This window comes from Streptomyces sp. NPDC037242, assembly GCF_055604165.1.
In genome coordinates, this window is record NZ_JBVJUY010000038.1 from 61,504 (window position 1) to 78,498 (window position 16,995).

At 70.1% G+C, this 16,995-nt stretch carries 13 protein-coding genes, 1 tRNA gene and 1 pseudogene; 8 read left to right on the forward strand and 7 right to left on the reverse strand.

Annotated features, from left to right (window positions below; all coding sequences use genetic code 11):
• Positions 1-456 precede the first annotated feature (456 nt).
• The 3 genes from ACZ7GJ_RS33030 to ACZ7GJ_RS33040 are packed head-to-tail and all read right to left on the reverse strand — an operon-like array spanning position 457 to position 4,608.
• The gene (locus ACZ7GJ_RS33030) at positions 457-1,269 is read right to left on the reverse strand and encodes a histidine kinase (RefSeq protein ID WP_470756914.1); all 813 of its coding nucleotides are present in this window, start codon (positions 1,267-1,269) and stop codon (positions 457-459) included.
• A 53-nt stretch (positions 1,270-1,322) separates the two neighbouring features.
• Positions 1,323-2,954 carry a serine/threonine-protein kinase gene (locus tag ACZ7GJ_RS33035; RefSeq protein WP_470756916.1) on the reverse strand — a complete coding sequence of 544 codons (1,632 nt, stop codon included), beginning with the start codon at positions 2,952-2,954 and terminating at the stop codon, positions 1,323-1,325.
• A gap of 43 nt (positions 2,955-2,997) precedes the next feature.
• Positions 2,998-4,608, reverse strand: a complete 1,611-nt coding sequence (locus tag ACZ7GJ_RS33040; protein ID WP_470756918.1) for an alpha/beta hydrolase — start codon at positions 4,606-4,608, stop codon at positions 2,998-3,000.
• Between the two features lie 273 nt (positions 4,609-4,881).
• Here ACZ7GJ_RS33040 and ACZ7GJ_RS33045 point away from each other — a divergent pair, with 273 nt between their 5' ends.
• Both ACZ7GJ_RS33045 and ACZ7GJ_RS33050 read left to right on the forward strand, forming a co-directional pair.
• Entirely contained in the window at positions 4,882-5,559 is a 678-nt protein-coding gene (locus tag ACZ7GJ_RS33045) for a response regulator transcription factor (protein WP_470756920.1), read from the forward strand.
• Positions 5,556-6,821 (forward strand): sensor histidine kinase, encoded by a 1,266-nt coding sequence (locus ACZ7GJ_RS33050; protein ID WP_470756922.1) that lies wholly within the window; start codon positions 5,556-5,558, stop codon positions 6,819-6,821. The genes ACZ7GJ_RS33045 and ACZ7GJ_RS33050 overlap by 4 nt, the downstream gene beginning before the upstream one ends.
• Positions 6,822-6,914: 93 nt before the next feature.
• Here ACZ7GJ_RS33050 and ACZ7GJ_RS33055 read toward each other — a convergent pair.
• Positions 6,915-6,985 (reverse strand) — tRNA-Gly (locus ACZ7GJ_RS33055).
• Positions 6,986-7,443: 458 nt separating this feature from the next.
• Between ACZ7GJ_RS33055 and dcd the strand changes: the two genes are divergently transcribed.
• Both dcd and ACZ7GJ_RS33065 read left to right on the forward strand, forming a co-directional pair.
• A complete protein-coding gene (dcd, locus tag ACZ7GJ_RS33060) occupies positions 7,444-8,031 on the forward strand; it encodes a dCTP deaminase (RefSeq protein ID WP_470756924.1) in 588 nt (195 codons plus the stop codon).
• On the forward strand, positions 8,028-8,528 hold the full coding sequence (locus ACZ7GJ_RS33065; RefSeq protein ID WP_470756926.1) for a phosphoribosyltransferase: 501 nt from the start codon (positions 8,028-8,030) through the stop codon (positions 8,526-8,528). Before dcd ends, ACZ7GJ_RS33065 begins: the two co-directional genes overlap by 4 nt.
• Positions 8,529-8,597: 69 nt before the next feature.
• Here the strand turns inward: ACZ7GJ_RS33065 and ACZ7GJ_RS33070 are convergent, their stop codons facing one another.
• A complete protein-coding gene (locus ACZ7GJ_RS33070) occupies positions 8,598-9,524 on the reverse strand; it encodes a Yip1 family protein (RefSeq protein ID WP_470756928.1) in 927 nt (308 codons plus the stop codon).
• A 235-nt stretch (positions 9,525-9,759) separates the two neighbouring features.
• Here ACZ7GJ_RS33070 and ACZ7GJ_RS33075 point away from each other — a divergent pair, with 235 nt between their 5' ends.
• The gene (locus ACZ7GJ_RS33075; protein ID WP_470756930.1) at positions 9,760-10,749 is read left to right on the forward strand and encodes a hypothetical protein; all 990 of its coding nucleotides are present in this window, start codon (positions 9,760-9,762) and stop codon (positions 10,747-10,749) included.
• A gap of 65 nt (positions 10,750-10,814) precedes the next feature.
• Here ACZ7GJ_RS33075 and ACZ7GJ_RS33080 read toward each other — a convergent pair whose 3' ends face one another.
• Both ACZ7GJ_RS33080 and ACZ7GJ_RS33085 read right to left on the reverse strand, forming a co-directional pair.
• A complete protein-coding gene (locus ACZ7GJ_RS33080) occupies positions 10,815-13,109 on the reverse strand; it encodes a (Fe-S)-binding protein (RefSeq protein ID WP_470756932.1) in 2,295 nt (764 codons plus the stop codon).
• 110 nt (positions 13,110-13,219) lie between these two features.
• Positions 13,220-13,750 (reverse strand): sugar transferase, encoded by a 531-nt coding sequence (locus tag ACZ7GJ_RS33085; RefSeq protein ID WP_470756934.1) that lies wholly within the window; start codon positions 13,748-13,750, stop codon positions 13,220-13,222.
• A 207-nt stretch (positions 13,751-13,957) separates the two neighbouring features.
• Between ACZ7GJ_RS33085 and dnaK the strand changes: the two genes are divergently transcribed.
• The 3 genes and pseudogenes from dnaK to ACZ7GJ_RS33100 form a co-directional block, all read left to right on the forward strand.
• Positions 13,958-15,811: a molecular chaperone DnaK gene (gene dnaK / locus ACZ7GJ_RS33090; RefSeq protein WP_470756936.1), complete on the forward strand. Its 1,854-nt coding sequence runs from the start codon at positions 13,958-13,960 to the stop codon at positions 15,809-15,811.
• Positions 15,811-16,464 (forward strand): nucleotide exchange factor GrpE, encoded by a 654-nt coding sequence (gene grpE, locus ACZ7GJ_RS33095; RefSeq protein WP_470756938.1) that lies wholly within the window; start codon positions 15,811-15,813, stop codon positions 16,462-16,464. Before dnaK ends, grpE begins: the two co-directional genes overlap by 1 nt.
• 39 nt (positions 16,465-16,503) lie before the next feature.
• Positions 16,504-16,927, forward strand: a pseudogene (locus ACZ7GJ_RS33100) (DnaJ domain-containing protein); the annotation flags it as partial.
• Between the last annotated feature and the right edge of the window lie 68 nt (positions 16,928-16,995).

Below are 16,995 nucleotides of genomic sequence, written 5' to 3' on the forward strand. Positions count from 1 at the left end.
TGACGGGAATCGAACCCGCGCTATGAGCTTGGGAATCACCCGGCACTTGAACGTGTACGTCGTGTCTGATCTGCGGAAACGCCCATAAGGTGACCCCTTCCGGGCCCCTCGAAGCGTCCACTAATGACCGCTGTTGACCCGTCCTACTGGCACGTTATGGCACGCCCCCAGCGGCAGTGGGAGCGTGCGGGGGCGCGTTCCAGCCTGGGTGGGATCCGTCGCAGGTGCCTAGAGCCTCATGAACTTGACGGCAAGCTCCATCGTTCCTGCGTCGTCCGCTTCACCTGCGCTGGCTCGGGATCGTCGCTCCGGCATGTGGGGCTGTTCGGTGGTCCGTCCCCCCTTCGTGGCGGGCCACCAAGTAGCGGATGACGAGCGTCGCCAAAAGGTCGCCCACGGACATGCTGGAGTCGAAGGCCGCATTGCTGAGCTCGGCGTACTGACCAGGATTAATGATCACTCCATGGACGGTGCGTGAGTCTGGGTGCCGCCACCCGCAGCACATGCAGCGACTGCAGACGTCCGGCTCGGTGGGGGCGACGCTGGGGGTTGTCCAGGGCAGATGGGGGTAGCTGGCCAGAATCTTCCTGCAGCGCTCCAGGTGGTCCCAGATCTCGTCCTTGTTCTTGTACCGGGCAGTCCCGAATGATGCATCTCGGGATGACCTCCTTCGCTGGCCATCTCCAGACCGCCGGAGTGCAGCGCGACCAGGCTCAGCCGGTGGCCGAGCAGATCGTGCATCTCCCCGGCTATCCGGGACCGTTCCCGCAATCTGGACTGCTCCTCGGCGGCGCGGTGTGCCTTGCTCGGAGAGGAACTGCGCTCCCGCAGTGCCCTGACCAGCCGCTCGCGCTGGCCGACCAGTGCCCCGACCAGGCCGGGCAGCACGCCGCACACGACCCCGGTGACGAGCACCACCATGACCGAGTACCGCAGCAGCGGCAGGGGCCCTTCGGCCGCGATGACAGCGGTCACGGCAGCCGGTACGGCCAGACATGCGGCCGGCAGAGCAAGTCTGCGCGGCAGGCTCGACCAGCGCAGACCTGCCGTATAGGCCACGATCGCCAGCGCGCCGCCGGTCAGCGGATCGACCCCCACCAGGCCCGCCACGACCACGACGGCCACCGACGGCACCCGTCGGCGGATCAGTACGGCCGACACGGCGCAACCGGCCACCGCAATACGGCCCACCGACTCGCCGAACAGCCCGGCTCCGACGCCCCAGCTGTCGACCCAGCCGAACAGAACCCACACGGTGGCACCCGACACAGCGATCAGGGTGAGGTCGGCGATGACTCGGTACGAACGGCCCCGCACGACAGTCAGTTGCCGTTGCGGTAGTAGTCCATCGAGATCGTCACCGGACCGCTGTCGGCCACGGTGATCACTCGCACGATCGCGATGTCGTGAGTGCTCCGTGAGCGCACACAGAAGGCGTGTCCGGCCGGCAGGTCGCCGAAGGCGAGGGCCGTCGCCGGTTGCTGGTCGATGGCCGTCGAGCATTCGGCCGGGGTCGGCCGGCCGCTGGGGGTGATGGAGGCGTCGCTGTCCGACGGGCTCAGGAACCCGTCGGCGTCGTGCCCCACGGCCCACGGGGTGGACCGTGCGGGTGTGAGCGTGCCGGTGGTGATGTCGAAGTCGTAGGAGTCGTCGGGTGCGGTCAGGACCGTCTCGGTGTACGCCACGGCGTACGTGGCCGTGCTCGCCGCCGCGTCGGGGCTGGTGTCGTCGGACGATTCCGTGTCTTCGAGGGTCTGGTCGGCTTTGATGACGAGAAACACGCCGCCGACCGCGCCGCCGAGCGCCATCACCAGCGCCACCACGAGCACCGTCTTCCAGGACGCGCCCTTGCGGCGACGGCGGTGGGGCTTGGTCTGCTCGGGTGGCGCCGGAGCGGCAACGGTCGCCGGCGGTGTGGGCAGCAGGGCGGTCGACATCCGGGTCGGGGGGTGCGGGGCGCCGAAGGAGCCGGGCGGTGCCTGGGCGGGAACGGAGGCGGGGGAGACGGCCGTGGGAAGGTGCTGCCGCAGGTCGCAGCGGCGGGTGATGTCGGTGCTGACCCCCGTGGGCAGCCAGTCGTCGGCGAAGCGCAACTGCCCGCCCACGGCGGGGTGGGTGCGGGCGGCCTCGATGATCTCGGAGGGAGTCGGCCGGTCCTCGGGCCGCTTCGCCAGGCAGCGCAGCAGCAGCGCGCGCAGGTCGCCCGGGACGCGGTCGAGACCGGGTCGCTCGTTCACCACGCGGTACAGCACCGCGGTTTCCGGCCCCTCACCGAACGGCGGGGTGCCGCCCGCTACGTAGGCTGCCAGCGCGCCCAGCGCGAAGACGTCCGTCGCGGGGGTGGCCGGCCGGCCCAGGGCCTGCTCGGGTGCCATGAAGGCGGGGGAGCCGATCCGGAACCCGGTGCCGGTCAGCGCGACGGCGTCGGCCGCGCGGGCGATGCCGAAGTCGATCACGCGCGGTCCGTCGGCCGCGAGCAGCACGTTGGCGGGCTTGAGATCCCGGTGCACCACCCCGACGCCGTGGATCGCCTGCAGTGCCTCCGCGACCCCGCCCATCAGGAGCAGCACCGTGCGCACCGGCAGCGCGCCGTGTTCCCGTACCACCTGCTGCAGCGACGGGCCCGGCACGTACGCGGTGGCCAGCCAGGGCACCTCGGCGTCCGCACCGGAGTCGATCACCTGCGCGGTGTACAGCCCGTGGATCCGCCGGGCGTTGGCCACTTCGTGCGCGAACCGCCGCCGGAACTCCGGGTCCTGTGCGAACTCCGGCCGGACCGTCTTCAGGGCCACCGGCCGGCCGCCGGGTGTGTACGACAGGTAGACCCGCCCCATCCCGCCGGCCCCGAGCCGGGCGTGCAGCCGGTAGCCGCCCACTTCGCCCGGGTCGTCGGGCTGCAACGGCTGGAAGACCGCCCGCGCGAGCGAGGAGTCCGGGGTCAGATCGGTGGGCATACGGAGGGTCTCCAGTGGTACGTTCGAGCTGTGAGGTGGCTGTTCAGCAGGTCTTCCCGTCCGGGACCGGCTTGAGGTCGAGCAGGTAGGCGTCCACGGCGTCGGTGACGCAGGCGCTGCGGCCGTACGCGGTGTGGCCCGGACCCCGGAAGGTGAGCAGCATGCCGCCGGGCAGCTGGGCGGCGAGGTTCTTCGACCACTCGTAGGGCGTGGCCGGGTCGCCGGTGGTGCCGACGACCAGGGCCGGGGGGAGGCCCTCGGCCTGGACGCGGTGCGGCTTCTGCGCTCCGGCGGGCCAGTCCTTGCAGATGAGCTCGGCGAGGACGTTGGAGGTGCCGAAGGCGCCGGCCTCGCTGTTCGCCCGGTCGAGCAGGTCCCAGTAGGGCTGAGGATCCCTGGGGTGCGGCTGGTCGAGGCAGTTGACGGCGATGAGGGCGTCGGAGGAGTTGCCCGGGGGCTGGTCGTCGGTGGCGCCGGGATCGGATCCGGAGCTGTCGGAGCTGTCGTCCTGAGCCGATATACCGGGGTCCACGATCTCGGCGAGTTTCGTCCCGTCGCCCTGCTGTGCGGCGCGAAGCGCCTCGGACAGGGGCTGCCACTGGGACTCGGGCGAGTACATCGACATGCTGACGGCGGTGTGCAGCATGGCCTGGTCGAGCCGCTCTTCGGTGCCCTTGATGCGCAGCGGGCGCTTGGAAACCCGCACGTACAGGTCGGTGATCACCGTGCGGATGCCGTCCGGGGTGGCGGCGGGGCAGGCGTCCTCCACCACGGAGGCGCATTGCCCGGCGTAGTCCTCCACTGACTTCCGGAAGCCCGTGGCCTGCTGGAGGGCGGCCTCGGACCAGTCGAGTGCGGGGTCGGCCGCGGCGTCGAGGACGAGGGCGCGGACCCGGCGCGGGAACAGCTCGCCGTAGACCGTGCCGAGGTAGGTGCCGTAGGACCAGCCGAGGTAGGTGAGCTTGTCGTCACCGAGGGCGGCGCGCAGTACGTCCATGTCGCGGGCGGCGTCCAGGGTGCCGACATGCGGCAGGATCGCGCCGCTGCGGGCCTTGCAGGCGGCGCTCTGGCGTTCGGCGTCGGTGAGCGCGGCGTGACGTTCGGCGTCGGTCTTCGGATACAGACTCGTCGACGTGTCGCCGGCACCGGATATCGGCTGGTCCTCGGCGGCGGGGTCCGAGGACCCGCAGTCGACGGCCGGCTTGCTGCCGGCCACGCCGCGCGGATCGAAGCCGACGATGTCGAAGCGGGCGCGGGCCCGCTCGCTGAAGGACGACAGCCCGCCGGATTTCAGCTGGTCGACCCCGGATTCGCCCGGGCCTCCGGGGTTGAAGACCAGCGATCCGATGCGCCCGGCGGGGTCCGCCGTGACGGCCTTGGCCAGCGGCAGGGTGAACGTCCGTCCGTCCTCGGGGTGTGCGTAGTCCATGGGGACGGTCAGCGTGGCGCACTGCAGCTCACCGCATCGCGTCCAGGACAGCTTCTGCCGGTAGAAGCCCTGCAGCTCGCGCTGCCCGGCAGGATCGACGGATACGGCGCCGGCGCCGGGCGGGCGTGCGTCATCACTGGCCGGGCCGCAGCCGGCGAGTGCCGTCGCGGCGAGTGCGGCCAGGGCCAGGATCAGGCTGCCGCGCTTGAGGGCCGGGTGGTTCATGGGAGTACTCCGTCGGGACTGGTCGGCGCCGGTTCACGGCGCGCGCAGGGCACGGGCGTCCAAGCCGGTGCCGCAGAGCAGGGAGGCGGCCGCCTGCGGCCTGCCCCCCGGACGTGGAGCCGGGTGGGGGTGGGGGGTCCACGCCCGGGGGTGTCTCAAGTCGCCGCGTGTTCGATTCCGCTGTGACCTGGATGGATGGTCCCTGAGGGAACCTGAGGATTTGATGAGGACGGGCCCGGGGCCTGCCTGACGGGCGGGGCTATCCTGACCGCCGTGCGAGTACTGGTGGTCGAGGACGACGACGATCTGCGGTTCGCGGTGTCCGCGGCGCTGCGCTCCGAGGGGCTGGCCGTCGACGAGGTCGCCGATCTGCCGGCCGCCGACGAGGCACTTTTCGTCACCGAGTACGACTGCGTGGTGTTCGACCGGACCCTGCCCTCCGGAGACGCCATCGACTACGTGGACAAGCTGCGGCGCGCCGGGCGGACCGTTCCGGTGCTGTTTCTCACTGCCCGCGACACCGTCGCCGACCGGGTCGCGGGGTTCGCCGTAGGCGGCGACGACTACCTGGTCAAGCCGTTCGCCGTGCCCGAGCTGGTGGCCCGGGTGCACAACCTGTGCCGACGGGCGGGGGCAGCCCGGCCACCGGTGCGGCACATCGCCGACCTGGAGATCGACACCGCCCGCCGGCAGGTGCACCGGGGCGGCGTGCTGCTGGTCCTGACCAGCAAGGAGTTCGCCGTGCTGGAACTCCTCGCCGCCCGGGAGGACCAGGCCGTACCGCGCGCCGAGCTGATCGAGAAGTGCTGGGACGAGATGGCCGAGCCGAGCTCCAACGTCGTCGAGGTACTGGTCTCCCAGCTCCGCCGCAAGCTCGGCGACCCACCGCTGATCCACACCGTCCGAGGAGTGGGCTACCGCCTGGCACCACTCACCACCGGCCGCGCATGACGGCCGCCGAGGCCCGCGCCCGCCGGCTGCGCCGACGGCTCACCGCTCTGTTCACCCTGACCAGCGCGGTCGGGCTGATCGCCCTCGCGGCATTCGCCATCCGCACGGACGACAACTCCTGGCGCAACCGGCTCGACGACTCACTCAACCTCCAGACCAGCCGGGCGATCCCGCTGCTGGGCACCGACGAGAACGGCAAACTCGACGTCCAGGCCCTGGAAGAAGGGATCGAGACCGAGTGCCCACTGCTCACCGTGGTGGCCACGACGGCGAACAAGCCCGCCATCGTCTACCAGCCGCGCCAGGCCTGCGTAGGGCCGCAGAACGAGGACATCGAGGAGGCGGCCGCCGCAGCCGTGAAAGAGGGAGAGGCGATCGCCATCGACGTCCTGAGCGAGGAAGGCCAGGAGATCCGGCTGGTTGCCGAGCCTTACACGGCAGCCGACGGTGCAGCACCGGAGGGCGCGCTGGTCGCAGCAGCGGACATGTCCGCGGACCAGGCCGCGCACCGTCGGCTGACGCTGCTCCTGATCGGCGGCTGCGCCGGCCTGGTGGCCCTGTCCGCCGCGGCCGGACACCTGCTCTCCGGACGCGCGATCCGACCCGCGCTGACGGCACTGCGCCAGCAGGAGGAGTTCCTCGCTGATGCGGCCCATGACCTGCGTACCCCGGCCGCCTCGCTGCGCATCCTCGCGGAGACCGCACTGCGCGACGACGCCAGCCGGGACGCCGCGCTGGAAAGGACCGTGCGTCTGGCGGACCGGATGGGCGACCTCATCGACGGCCTGCTCACCCGCGCCCGGATGGCGGCAGGCGTCAGCGCCCCGGACCGCCAGCCCATGCGCCTGGACCAGCTCGTCGAAGCGGTCGTCGACGACACCGAGACCGGCGGGCACCGCGTGACCGTACGCACCGAACCGGTCGTCGTGGTCGCGGATCCCGACCTCCTGCGGCGGGCGGTGGCCAACCTGCTCGGCAACGCCCTCGTCCACGGCCACGCCCCCGGCCGGCCTGCGGAGGTCGAGCTCACCGTGACCGCCGACGGCACGCTGACCGTCGACGACGCAGGGCCGGGCGTACCCCGGGAACTGGCCGACTCGCTCTTTCAGCGTTTCCGCAGCGGCTCCGCCTCCGGCTCCAGTGGCCTCGGCCTCTCCATCGCTTCCTGGGTCGCCCACGCCCACGGCGGCACCCTCGACGTCGCCACCAGTCCACGCGGCGGCGCCCGCTTCACCCTCCACCTCGCGCCACAGACGAAGTAGCGCGTCCCGAGTGGCGCGCCAATTCCAATTCCTCCGAAGGCTGTTCGGAGGAACGAAGAAGGCCCAGGTCGGTGACCCGGGCCTTCTTGCAAGAGCGGATGACGGGAATCGAACCCGCGCTATAAGCTTGGGAAGCTCATGTTCTACCATTAAACTACATCCGCACGGCGTTCCAGTTGCCTGGAGCCTTAGCGTTGCACACTCTACCCCATGATCGACCTCCGGTGAATTTGCCCGGGGGTCGTTGTCATGTGTGGGGTGCACGGAGGCTCGTGGGGGCGGGAGTTGGGGCGTACCTTGGGGGAGCGGAGTGGTGGCTGGAGTGGGTCCCGATCATCCCCTAATGTGGCGATTCGTCGCAGTACAGCTCGTTGGGGAAAGGGACTCGATGGAGCACACCGTCGTCCGTTGTGCCGAAGGGCACGTGTTCAGTACCGCCTCGTTCCCGCTGCAGCACCTCGGTGCCGGCCGGATCGGGCCGGGGCGGCTGCTGCGGTGTCCGCGGTGCGCGCGGCTCAGGCACGCCGTGCCCGTGGGAGCAGCGGTCAAGCGCTAGCGCCAGGGGGCGCGCGGGGGCCCGCCTCGATTGGGGCGGCCCGCGCGCTCTGCGTATCCTCGGGACGTGCTTCTCTCTGACAAAGACATCCGGGCCGAGATCGACAACGGACGGGTGCACATCGACCCCTTCGACGAGTCGATGGTGCAGCCCTCCAGCATCGATGTACGCCTCGACCGGTTCTTCAGGGTCTTCGAGAACCACCGCTACGCGCACATCGACCCCGCGATCGAGCAGGCCGACCTGACCCGGCTCGTCGAGCCCGAGGGGGACGAGGCCTTCATCCTTCATCCGGGTGAGTTCGTGCTCGCCTCGACGTACGAGGTCATCTCGCTGCCCGACGACATTGCCTCCAGACTGGAGGGGAAGTCCAGCCTGGGCCGCCTCGGCCTGGTGACGCATTCGACCGCCGGTTTCATCGACCCCGGTTTCTCGGGCCACGTGACGCTGGAGCTGTCGAACCTCGCCACGCTGCCGATCAAGCTCTGGCCGGGCATGAAGATCGGGCAGCTGTGCATGTTCCGGCTCAGCTCGCCCGCGGAGTTCCCGTACGGCAGCGACCGGTACGGGTCCCGGTACCAGGGCCAGCGCGGGCCGACCGCCTCGCGGTCCTTCCAGAACTTCCACCGCACCCAGGTGAGGCACGAAGCATGAGTGACGGAGTACGCGAGAACCTCGACTACGAGGGATTCGGGCGGGCCGTGCGCGAGCTCGCGCAGACCATCGCCGACGACGGCTACGAGCCCGACATCATCCTCAGCATCGCCCGCGGCGGGGTCTTCGTCGCCGGCGGTCTGGCGTACGCGCTCGACTGCAAGAACATCCACCTCGTGAACGTGGAGTTCTACACGGGAGTCGGTACGACCCTCGAAATGCCGGTCATGCTGGCGCCCGTGCCCGAGGCGATCGACTTCACCGACAAGAAGGTGCTGATCGCGGACGACGTCGCCGACACCGGCAAGACGCTCAAGCTGGTGCACGACTTCTGCCTCGGGCACGTCGCCGAGGTGCGCTCCGCCGTCATCTACGAGAAGTCGCACTCGCTCGTGAAGTGCGAGTACGTCTGGAAGAAGACCGACGAGTGGGTCAACTTCCCCTGGTCGGTCGAGCCGCCCGTCGTGAAGCGCGAGGGTCAGGTTCTCGACGCCTGAGAGATGTCGAAGGCGAATGCGAAGGGGCCCGCCGCGCAGTCTCGCGCGGCGGGCCCCTTCGCGTGCGTTCTAGATCGTGCCCAGCTTGATGATCGACAGCAGGGCGACCAGCTGGATGGCCGACGCGCCCAGCGCCTTCGGCCACGGCAGGTCGTGCGACTTGCTGACCAGCGAGGTGAACAGCGCGCCCGCCGCCAGCCAGGTGGCCCAGCCCAGCACCTGCACGAACATGTTGTCGCCGCCGAGGAACACCGCGAACAGCAGTCGCGGTGCGTCCGTGAGGGTCATGACCAGCATCGACAGGCCCACCGTCGGCTGCCACGCCCCGTCGCCGCCCAGCTGGCGGGCCAGCGTGTGCGTGACCGCGCCCAGGACCAGGCCGCAGATCACGAAGGCCACGCCCGCCGACAGCACGATCGGCACGGCCTTGGCCAGGGTCGCGTTGATGACGTCCTTGCGGGCGTCGTCGAGGCCGAAGACCGCGAGCAGGCCGTAGAGGAAGGTGACGATCAGCGCCGGCCCCCAGACGGCGTAGTCGCGCATCTGAAGGAAGGTCGGCCCCGGGCGCATCACGATGCCCCGGATCAGTTCCTTCCACGGCAGCCGCGGACCCGTCGGCGCGGCCGCCGACGCGCCCGCGTGGTACGTCGCGCCCTGGCTGTAGGGGTCCTCGCCGTAGGCGAAGGCCTGGGTGTGCCCCGGGTTGTCGCTCGCGTACGAGCCCTGGTGCCCCCCTTGGTGCCCGCCCGGGTGCCCGCCCTGGTGCCCCTGCGCGTACCCGTGCCCCTGCCCGTGTCCGTACGGGTCGAAGTACTCGGGCTCGCCGTGGTCCCCGGCCTGCTGCGGCCACTGCTGCTGAGGGGCCGCCGGGGGACCGGCGGGCGGGTAGGGCTGCCTGCCGTACGGCGGTTGCTGCTGACCGTACGGCTGCTGCTGCGGGGGTTGTTGCGGGGTGCGGTTGTTGTCCCGGCCCCGTCCGATCCTGAATCCAGCCACGTGATCGAAAGTACCCGCTCCGGCGGGGCCCGGTGGACGGGCGGCCGGAATAAGCACCCTTTGCGTCTGACCTGTGACATCCCCTAGGGGGTACCCGAGGGGCGTTCTCGGGGTGGTTTACCTGGCTGCGGGGCAGTCTGCGGCCCTTCGTTACATCACCGACGGAATACGCACATATCGGACCCGTAGCTTCGTATTCGTCGCCGCCGCCCGTCGAACGAGAAGAGCCCCCCACATGCGCCGCACCACCCTCCGTACCGCCGCCGTCGTCGCCGGCGCGGCCGCCGTCATGGCCCTCCCGGTCGGGTCCGCCTTCGCGGCCTCCCCGGCCGGCCCGGACGCCGAGGTCCTGCCCGGCATCGAGCAGCCGACGGTGGACCCGTCGGTGGAGCCCTCCGTCGAGCCGTCGGTGGAGCCGTCCGTCGAGCCGTCCGTGGACCCGTCCCTCGACCCCTCGGTCCGGCCCACCACGCCCCCCGTGAAGCCCGGCCCGCGCGCGTTCGTCACCACCGTGAAGCTGGCCGACGGCACGGTCGCCAAGGTCTACAAGATCAGCGACGACCACTTCGAGGCCGAGATCTTCGACGGCCCGACCAAGCTGGACACCCTGGTCAGCAAGGGCGGCTCCCCGGCCTACGGCCAGAACAACGGCATGCACGTCGTCCTCCAGCCCAACGGCACCGTGACCTCGTGGATCGAGGGCGCGCCGAAGCCCGTCGAGAAGCCGAAGCCGAAGCCGAAGCCGCAGGTCAAGAAGGAGACCTCGGTACGGATCACCATGCCCGACGGGCGCATCGCGAAGCTGGTCGACGGCCCGAAGGGCAAGCGCGTCGAGCTCTCCATGCCGAACGGCAACCTGCTGGGCACGGTCGACCTCAAGAACCCGACCGCGCAGAACGACGGCTGGACGTACAAGATCGTCCAGGACGGCCACCGCACGAAGTTCGTCGTCATCGACGGCAGGAACGGCGGCAACAGCTGGGTCTACGGCTTCGACGGCAAGCTCATCGAGAAGTACACCGTCCGGGACGAGAAGCCCACCAAGCCCGCCACCGGCACCGTCTCCGGTCACAAGATCGTCCCCAAGGGCGGCGTGAAGGCAGGCGCCGAGGGCGCGGCGACGCCGGAGGCCGACACCCCGCTGCTGCTGGCCGCCGGTGGCGGGATGGCCGCCGTGGGCGCCGCGGGACTGGGCTTCGCCATGCTGCGGCGCAACCGCGCCTGACGCACGCGCACATACGAAACGGCCGGCCCCCGCGCGGGGGACCGGCCGTTCTCGCGTCGTACGGGCTACTTCGCCCCGGCCTCGCCGGACGCTTCCGCCTCCGCCTCCGCCTCAGCCCCGTCGGCCGCGGCCGCGGGCGCGCCCACCGGCTCCGGCGTCTTCACCGAGTCCAGCAGCAGCTGCGCCACGTCCACGACCTGCACGTGCTCCTTGGCCTGGCCGTCGTTCTTCTTGCCGTTCACCGAGTCGGTCAGCATCACCAGGCAGAACGGGCAGGCCGTCGAGACGATGTCCGGGTTCAGGGACAGGGCCTCGTCGACGCGCTCGTTGTTGATGCGCTTGCCGATCCGCTCCTCCATCCACATCCGCGCGCCACCGGCGCCGCAGCAGAAGCCCCGCTCCTTGTGGCGGTGCATCTCCTGCTGCCGCAGCCCCGGCACGGCCGACATGATCTCGCGCGGCGGCGTGTAGACCTTGTTGTGCCGGCCCAGGTAGCAGGGGTCGTGGTACGTGATCAGCCCGTCGACCGGGGTGACCGGGGTCAGCCGGCCCTCGTCGATCAGGTGCTGGAGCAGCTGCGTGTGGTGGATGACCTCGTACTCGCCGCCCAGCTGCGGGTACTCGTTCGCGATGGTGTTGAAGCAGTGCGGGCAGGTCGAGACGATCCGCTTCGCCGACTTCGGCTTCTTCGTCGACTCGTCCTCGTCGTCCTCGCCGAAGGCCATGTTCAGCATGGCCACGTTCTCCTGGGCGAGCTGCTGGAACAGCGGCTCGTTGCCCAGGCGGCGCGGGGAGTCACCGGTGCACTTCTCGTCACCGCCCATGATCGCGAACTTGACGCCCGCGATGTTGAGCAGCTCGGCGAAGGCCTTCGTCGTCTTCTTGGCCCGGTCCTCCAGGGCGCCCGCGCAGCCGACCCAGTACAGGTAGTCGAACTCGGAGAGGTCCTCCGCGTCCTTCCCGATGATCGGGACCTCGAAGTCGACCTCCTTCGTCCACTCCACCCGCTGCTTCTTGGCCAGGCCCCAGGGGTTGCCCTTCTTCTCCAGGTTCTTGAGCATCGTGCCCGCCTCGGACGGGAACGCGCTCTCGATCATCACCTGGTAGCGGCGCATGTCGACGATGTGGTCGATGTGCTCGATGTCGACCGGGCACTGCTCCACGCACGCACCGCAGGTGGTGCAGGACCACAGCACGTCCGGGTCGATGACGCCGTTCTCCTCGGCGGTCCCGATCAGCGGGCGCTCCGCCTCGGCGAGGGCCTCGGCCGGGACGTCCTTCAGCTGCTCGGCCGTCGCCTTCTCGTTGCCCTCCATGTCCTTGCCGCCACCGGCCAGCAGGTACGGGGCCTTGGCGTGCGCGTGGTCGCGCAGCGACATGATCAGGAGCTTCGGGGACAGCGGCTTGCCCGTGTTCCAGGCGGGGCACTGCGACTGGCAGCGGCCGCACTCGGTGCACGTGGAGAAGTCGAGGATGCCCTTCCAGGAGAACTGCTCGACCTGGGAGACGCCGAAGACGTCGTCCTCGCCCGGGTCCTCGAAGTCGATGACCTTGCCGCCGCTGGTCATGGGCTGCAGGGCGCCGAGCGCGGTGGAGCCGTCGGCCTTGCGCTTGAACCAGATGTTCGGGAAGGCGAGGAAGCGGTGCCAGGCCACACCCATGTTGGTGTTGAGGCCGACCACGATCATCCAGATCAGCGAGACGCTGATCTTGACCATCGCGGTGAAGTAGATGGCGTTCTGCAGCGCGCCGAGCGAGAGGCCCTTGAAGGCCAGCACCAGCGGGTACGAGGCGAGGTACGCCGGCTGGTAGCTGTCGACGTGGTGGATCGCACCCTCAAGACCGCGCAGCGTCAGGATCGCGAGGCCGATGGTGATGATCACGGTCTCGACGAAGTACGCCTGCCCGGACTTCGAGCCGGCGAAGCGCGACTTGCGACCTGCCCGCGAGGGGAGGCTGAGCATCCGGATCGCGATCAGGATGACGATGCCGACGACGGTCATCAGGCCGATGAGCTCGGTGTAGAGCTCGAAGGGCAGCCAGTCGCCGACGAGCGGCAGCAGCCAGTCGGCCTTGAACAGCTGCCCGTACGCCTGGACCAGGGTGGGCGGCAGCGTCAGGAAGCCGATGGCCACGAACCAGTGGGCGAAGCCGATGATCCCCCACTGGTTCATCCGGCTGTGGCCGAGGAACTCCCTGATCAGGGTGAGGGTACGGGCCTTCGGCCGGTCCGTTCGGCTGCCTGCGGGGACGGGCTGGCCGAGCTTGACGAACCGGTAGATCTTCGCCACGGCTCGGGCGAGCAGCGCGACGCCGGGCACGGTCAGGACCAGCGACACGATGATCGCGGCGAGTTGCATGGAAGGGCTCCTCGGGCGGCACTTACTAAGCGGTAACTTATCCAGTCAAGGCTTGAGGTTACCCAGTCCCGACGCCGCAATGTAGCCGAGCGCGCGGTGATCTGCGTCGCTCAGGCTCGCCTCTGTCGCCAGGCGGCCCGCGGGGTCTGCGCGAGGATCGCCAGATCCATCCCGAGCCAGTGGTTCTCCACATAGTGCCGGTCCAGCAGGTCCATCTCCTCCCAGGGCAGGTCCGAGCGGGCACTCACCTGCCACAGCCCGGTCATCCCGGGCCGTACGAGGAGCCGCTCGGGCCGGTCGGTACGGGGCTCCGGGCGCGGCCCGACCAGGGACATCTCGCCCCGGACCACGTTGAGCAGCTGCGGCAGCGCGTCCAGGGCGCACCGCTCCGCGGCCGCGCCGAGGCGGCCCGCCGCGGCCGTCCGCAGCCGCCAGGTCCGAAACGGCCGCCCGGCCAGGCCCGCGGCGGGCTCCCGTACGAAGGGCCGCCCGCCCTGGGTCACGTACAGCAGCCCCGCCACGACCGCCAGCGGCGGGCCGAGCGGGAGCAGCAGGGCCGCCGCCCCGAGGAGGTCGAGGAGCCGCTTGGCCGGCGGTGCGGCGGGTACCCGGACGCGCGGGGCGGTGAGAGTGAGCGGCATGCCAGCACCGTGCCGTACGCCTCCGGCGGGGTGCGGGTGGCGCGCGGCGGGCGTGCCCCGTTCGGCTGCGCCGCCGCCCCCCGGGGGGTGTGGTTGCGCGTAAGGGGAGCCTAAAGGTTGAGTCGGCCCGACTCAGGTCTGTTGACGGCGGCGCGGCGGTGGGGCATCCTTGAGTCTGTTCCACTCAAGTCAGCTGGAGGAATCAAAATGGCACGTGCGGTCGGCATCGACCTGGGCACCACTAACTCCGTCGTCAGCGTTCTGGAAGGCGGCGAGCCCACCGTCATCACCAACGCCGAGGGCGCCAGGACCACGCCGTCCGTCGTCGCCTTCGCCAAGAACGGCGAGGTCCTCGTCGGCGAGGTGGCCAAGCGCCAGGCGGTCACGAACGTGGACCGGACCATCCGCTCCGTCAAGCGCCACATGGGCACTGACTGGAAGATCAACCTGGATGGCAAGGACTTCAACCCGCAGCAGATGAGCGCCTTCATCCTGCAGAAGCTGAAGCGCGACGCCGAGGCGTACCTGGGCGAGAAGGTCACGGACGCGGTCATCACCGTCCCGGCCTACTTCAACGACTCCGAGCGCCAGGCGACGAAGGAGGCCGGCGAGATCGCGGGCCTGAACGTCCTGCGCATCGTGAACGAGCCGACGGCCGCCGCCCTGGCCTACGGCCTCGACAAGGACGACCAGACCATTCTCGTCTTCGACCTCGGTGGCGGCACCTTCGACGTGTCGCTCCTGGAGATCGGCGACGGTGTCGTCGAGGTCAAGGCCACCAACGGTGACAACCACCTCGGTGGCGACGACTGGGACCAGCGCGTCGTCGACTACCTCGTGAAGCAGTTCGCCAACGGCCACGGCGTCGACCTGTCCAAGGACAAGATGGCGCTCCAGCGTCTGCGCGAGGCCGCCGAGAAGGCGAAGATCGAGCTGTCCTCCTCCACGGAGACCTCGATCAACCTGCCCTACATCACGGCTTCCGCCGAGGGCCCGCTGCACCTGGACGAGAAGCTCACCCGCGCCCAGTTCCAGCAGCTGACCTCGGACCTGCTCGACCGCTGCAAGACCCCGTTCCACAACGTCATCAAGGACGCCGGCATCGCGCTGTCCGAGATCGACCACGTGGTCCTGGTCGGCGGCTCCACCCGTATGCCGGCCGTGGCCGAGCTCGTCAAGGAGCTCACCGGCGGCCAGGACGCCAACAAGGGCGTCAACCCGGACGAGGTCGTCGCCATCGGCGCCACCCTCCAGGCCGGTGTGCTCAAGGGTGAGGTCAAGGACGTCCTGCTCCTCGACGTGACCCCGCTGTCCCTCGGTATCGAGACCAAGGGCGGCATCATGACCAAGCTCATCGAGCGCAACACCACGATCCCGACCAAGCGGTCCGAGATCTTCACGACGGCCGAGGACAACCAGCCGTCCGTGCAGATCCAGGTCTACCAGGGCGAGCGCGAGATCGCGGCGTACAACAAGAAGCTCGGCATGTTCGAGCTGACCGGCCTGCCGCCGGCCCCGCGGGGCATCCCGCAGATCGAGGTCTCCTTCGACATCGACGCGAACGGCATCATGCACGTCACGGCCAAGGACCTTGGCACGGGCAAGGAGCAGAAGATGACCGTCACCGGCGGCTCCTCGCTCGGCAAGGACGAGGTCGACCGCATGCGCCAGGAGGCGGAGCAGTACGCGGACGAGGACCTGCGTCGCAAGGAGGCGGCCGAGTCCCGCAACCAGGGCGAGCAGCTCGTCTACCAGACGGAGAAGTTCCTCAAGGACAACGAGGACAAGGTCCCGGCCGACGTCAAGACCGAGGTCGAGTCCGCCGTCTCCGAGCTGAAGGAGACGCTGAAGGGCGAGGACACGGCGGAGATCCGCACGGCGACCGAGAAGCTCGCGGCGGTCAGCCAGAAGCTCGGCCAGGCGATCTACGCCGACGCCCAGGCCGCTCAGGGCGCCGCCGGCGCCGCGGGCGCCGAAGGTGCCCAGCAGGCCGACGCCGCTGACGACGTCGTCGACGCCGAGATCGTCGACGACGAGAAGCCGAAGGGCGGCGCTGCCTGATGTCGGAGGAGACCCCGGGTTTCGACGAGAAGCCCGAAGTCCCCGTCGACGGCACGCCCGACGAGCCGAAGGCCGCCGATTCCTCCAAGGAGGAGGCGGCGGCCCCGGCTGGGGACGCAAGCGCACCGGATGTAGCCCTTCTGGCGCAGCTGGACCAGACCCGTACCGCGCTCGGTGAGCGCACCGCGGACCTCCAGCGGCTCCAGGCGGAGTACCAGAACTACCGCCGCCGGGTGGAGCGGGACCGGATCGCCGTCAAGGAGATCGCTGTCGCGTCCCTCCTGACGGAGCTCCTCCCGACCCTGGACGACATCGGCCGGGCGCGGGAGCATGGCGAGCTGGTCGGCGGCTTCAAGTCGGTGGCCGAATCGCTGGAGACCGCCGCGGCCAAGATGGGCCTGCAGCAGTTCGGCAAGGAGGGCGAGCCCTTCGACCCGACGATCCACGAGGCCCTGATGCACTCGTACGCGCCGGACGTCACCGAGACGACCTGCGTGGCGATCCTGCAGCCGGGGTACCGGATCGGCGAGCGTACGATCCGCCCCGCGCGGGTCGCGGTGGCCGAGCCCCAGCCGGGCGCGGCCCCCAAGTCCGAGTCGGCGGACGCCGACACGCCGTCGGACAAGGACACGGATGCCCCCGACAAGGGCTGAAGTTGAACAAGTAGAGGTACGAGAGGAGGGACACCGGGGATGAGCACGAAGGACTTCGTGGAGAAGGACTACTACAAGGTTCTCGGTGTCCCGAAGGACGCCACCGAGGCCGAGATCAAGAAGGCGTACCGGAAGCTCGCGCGCGAGTTCCACCCGGACGCCAACAAGGGCGACGCCTCGGCCGAGGAGCGCTTCAAGGCGATCTCCGAGGCGAACGACATCCTCGGCGACCCGAAGAAGCGCAAGGAGTACGACGAGGCCCGCGCGCTGTTCGGCAACGGCGGCTTCCGCCCCGGTCCGGGCGCGGGCGGCGGCTCGTTCAACTTCGACCTCGGCGACCTCTTCGGCGGCTCGCAGCAGGGCGGCGGCGCGGGCGGCGGCTTCGGCGGCGGCCTGGGCGATGTGTTCGGCGGCCTGTTCAACCGCGGTGGGGGGGGGGGGGGGGGGAACGACGACCCCCCGGGGGGCCGGCAGGGAAGAGAGTCGGAGGCGTACCTCGCCCTCCCGGGGGCGGGAGGGGGGGGGAAGGGG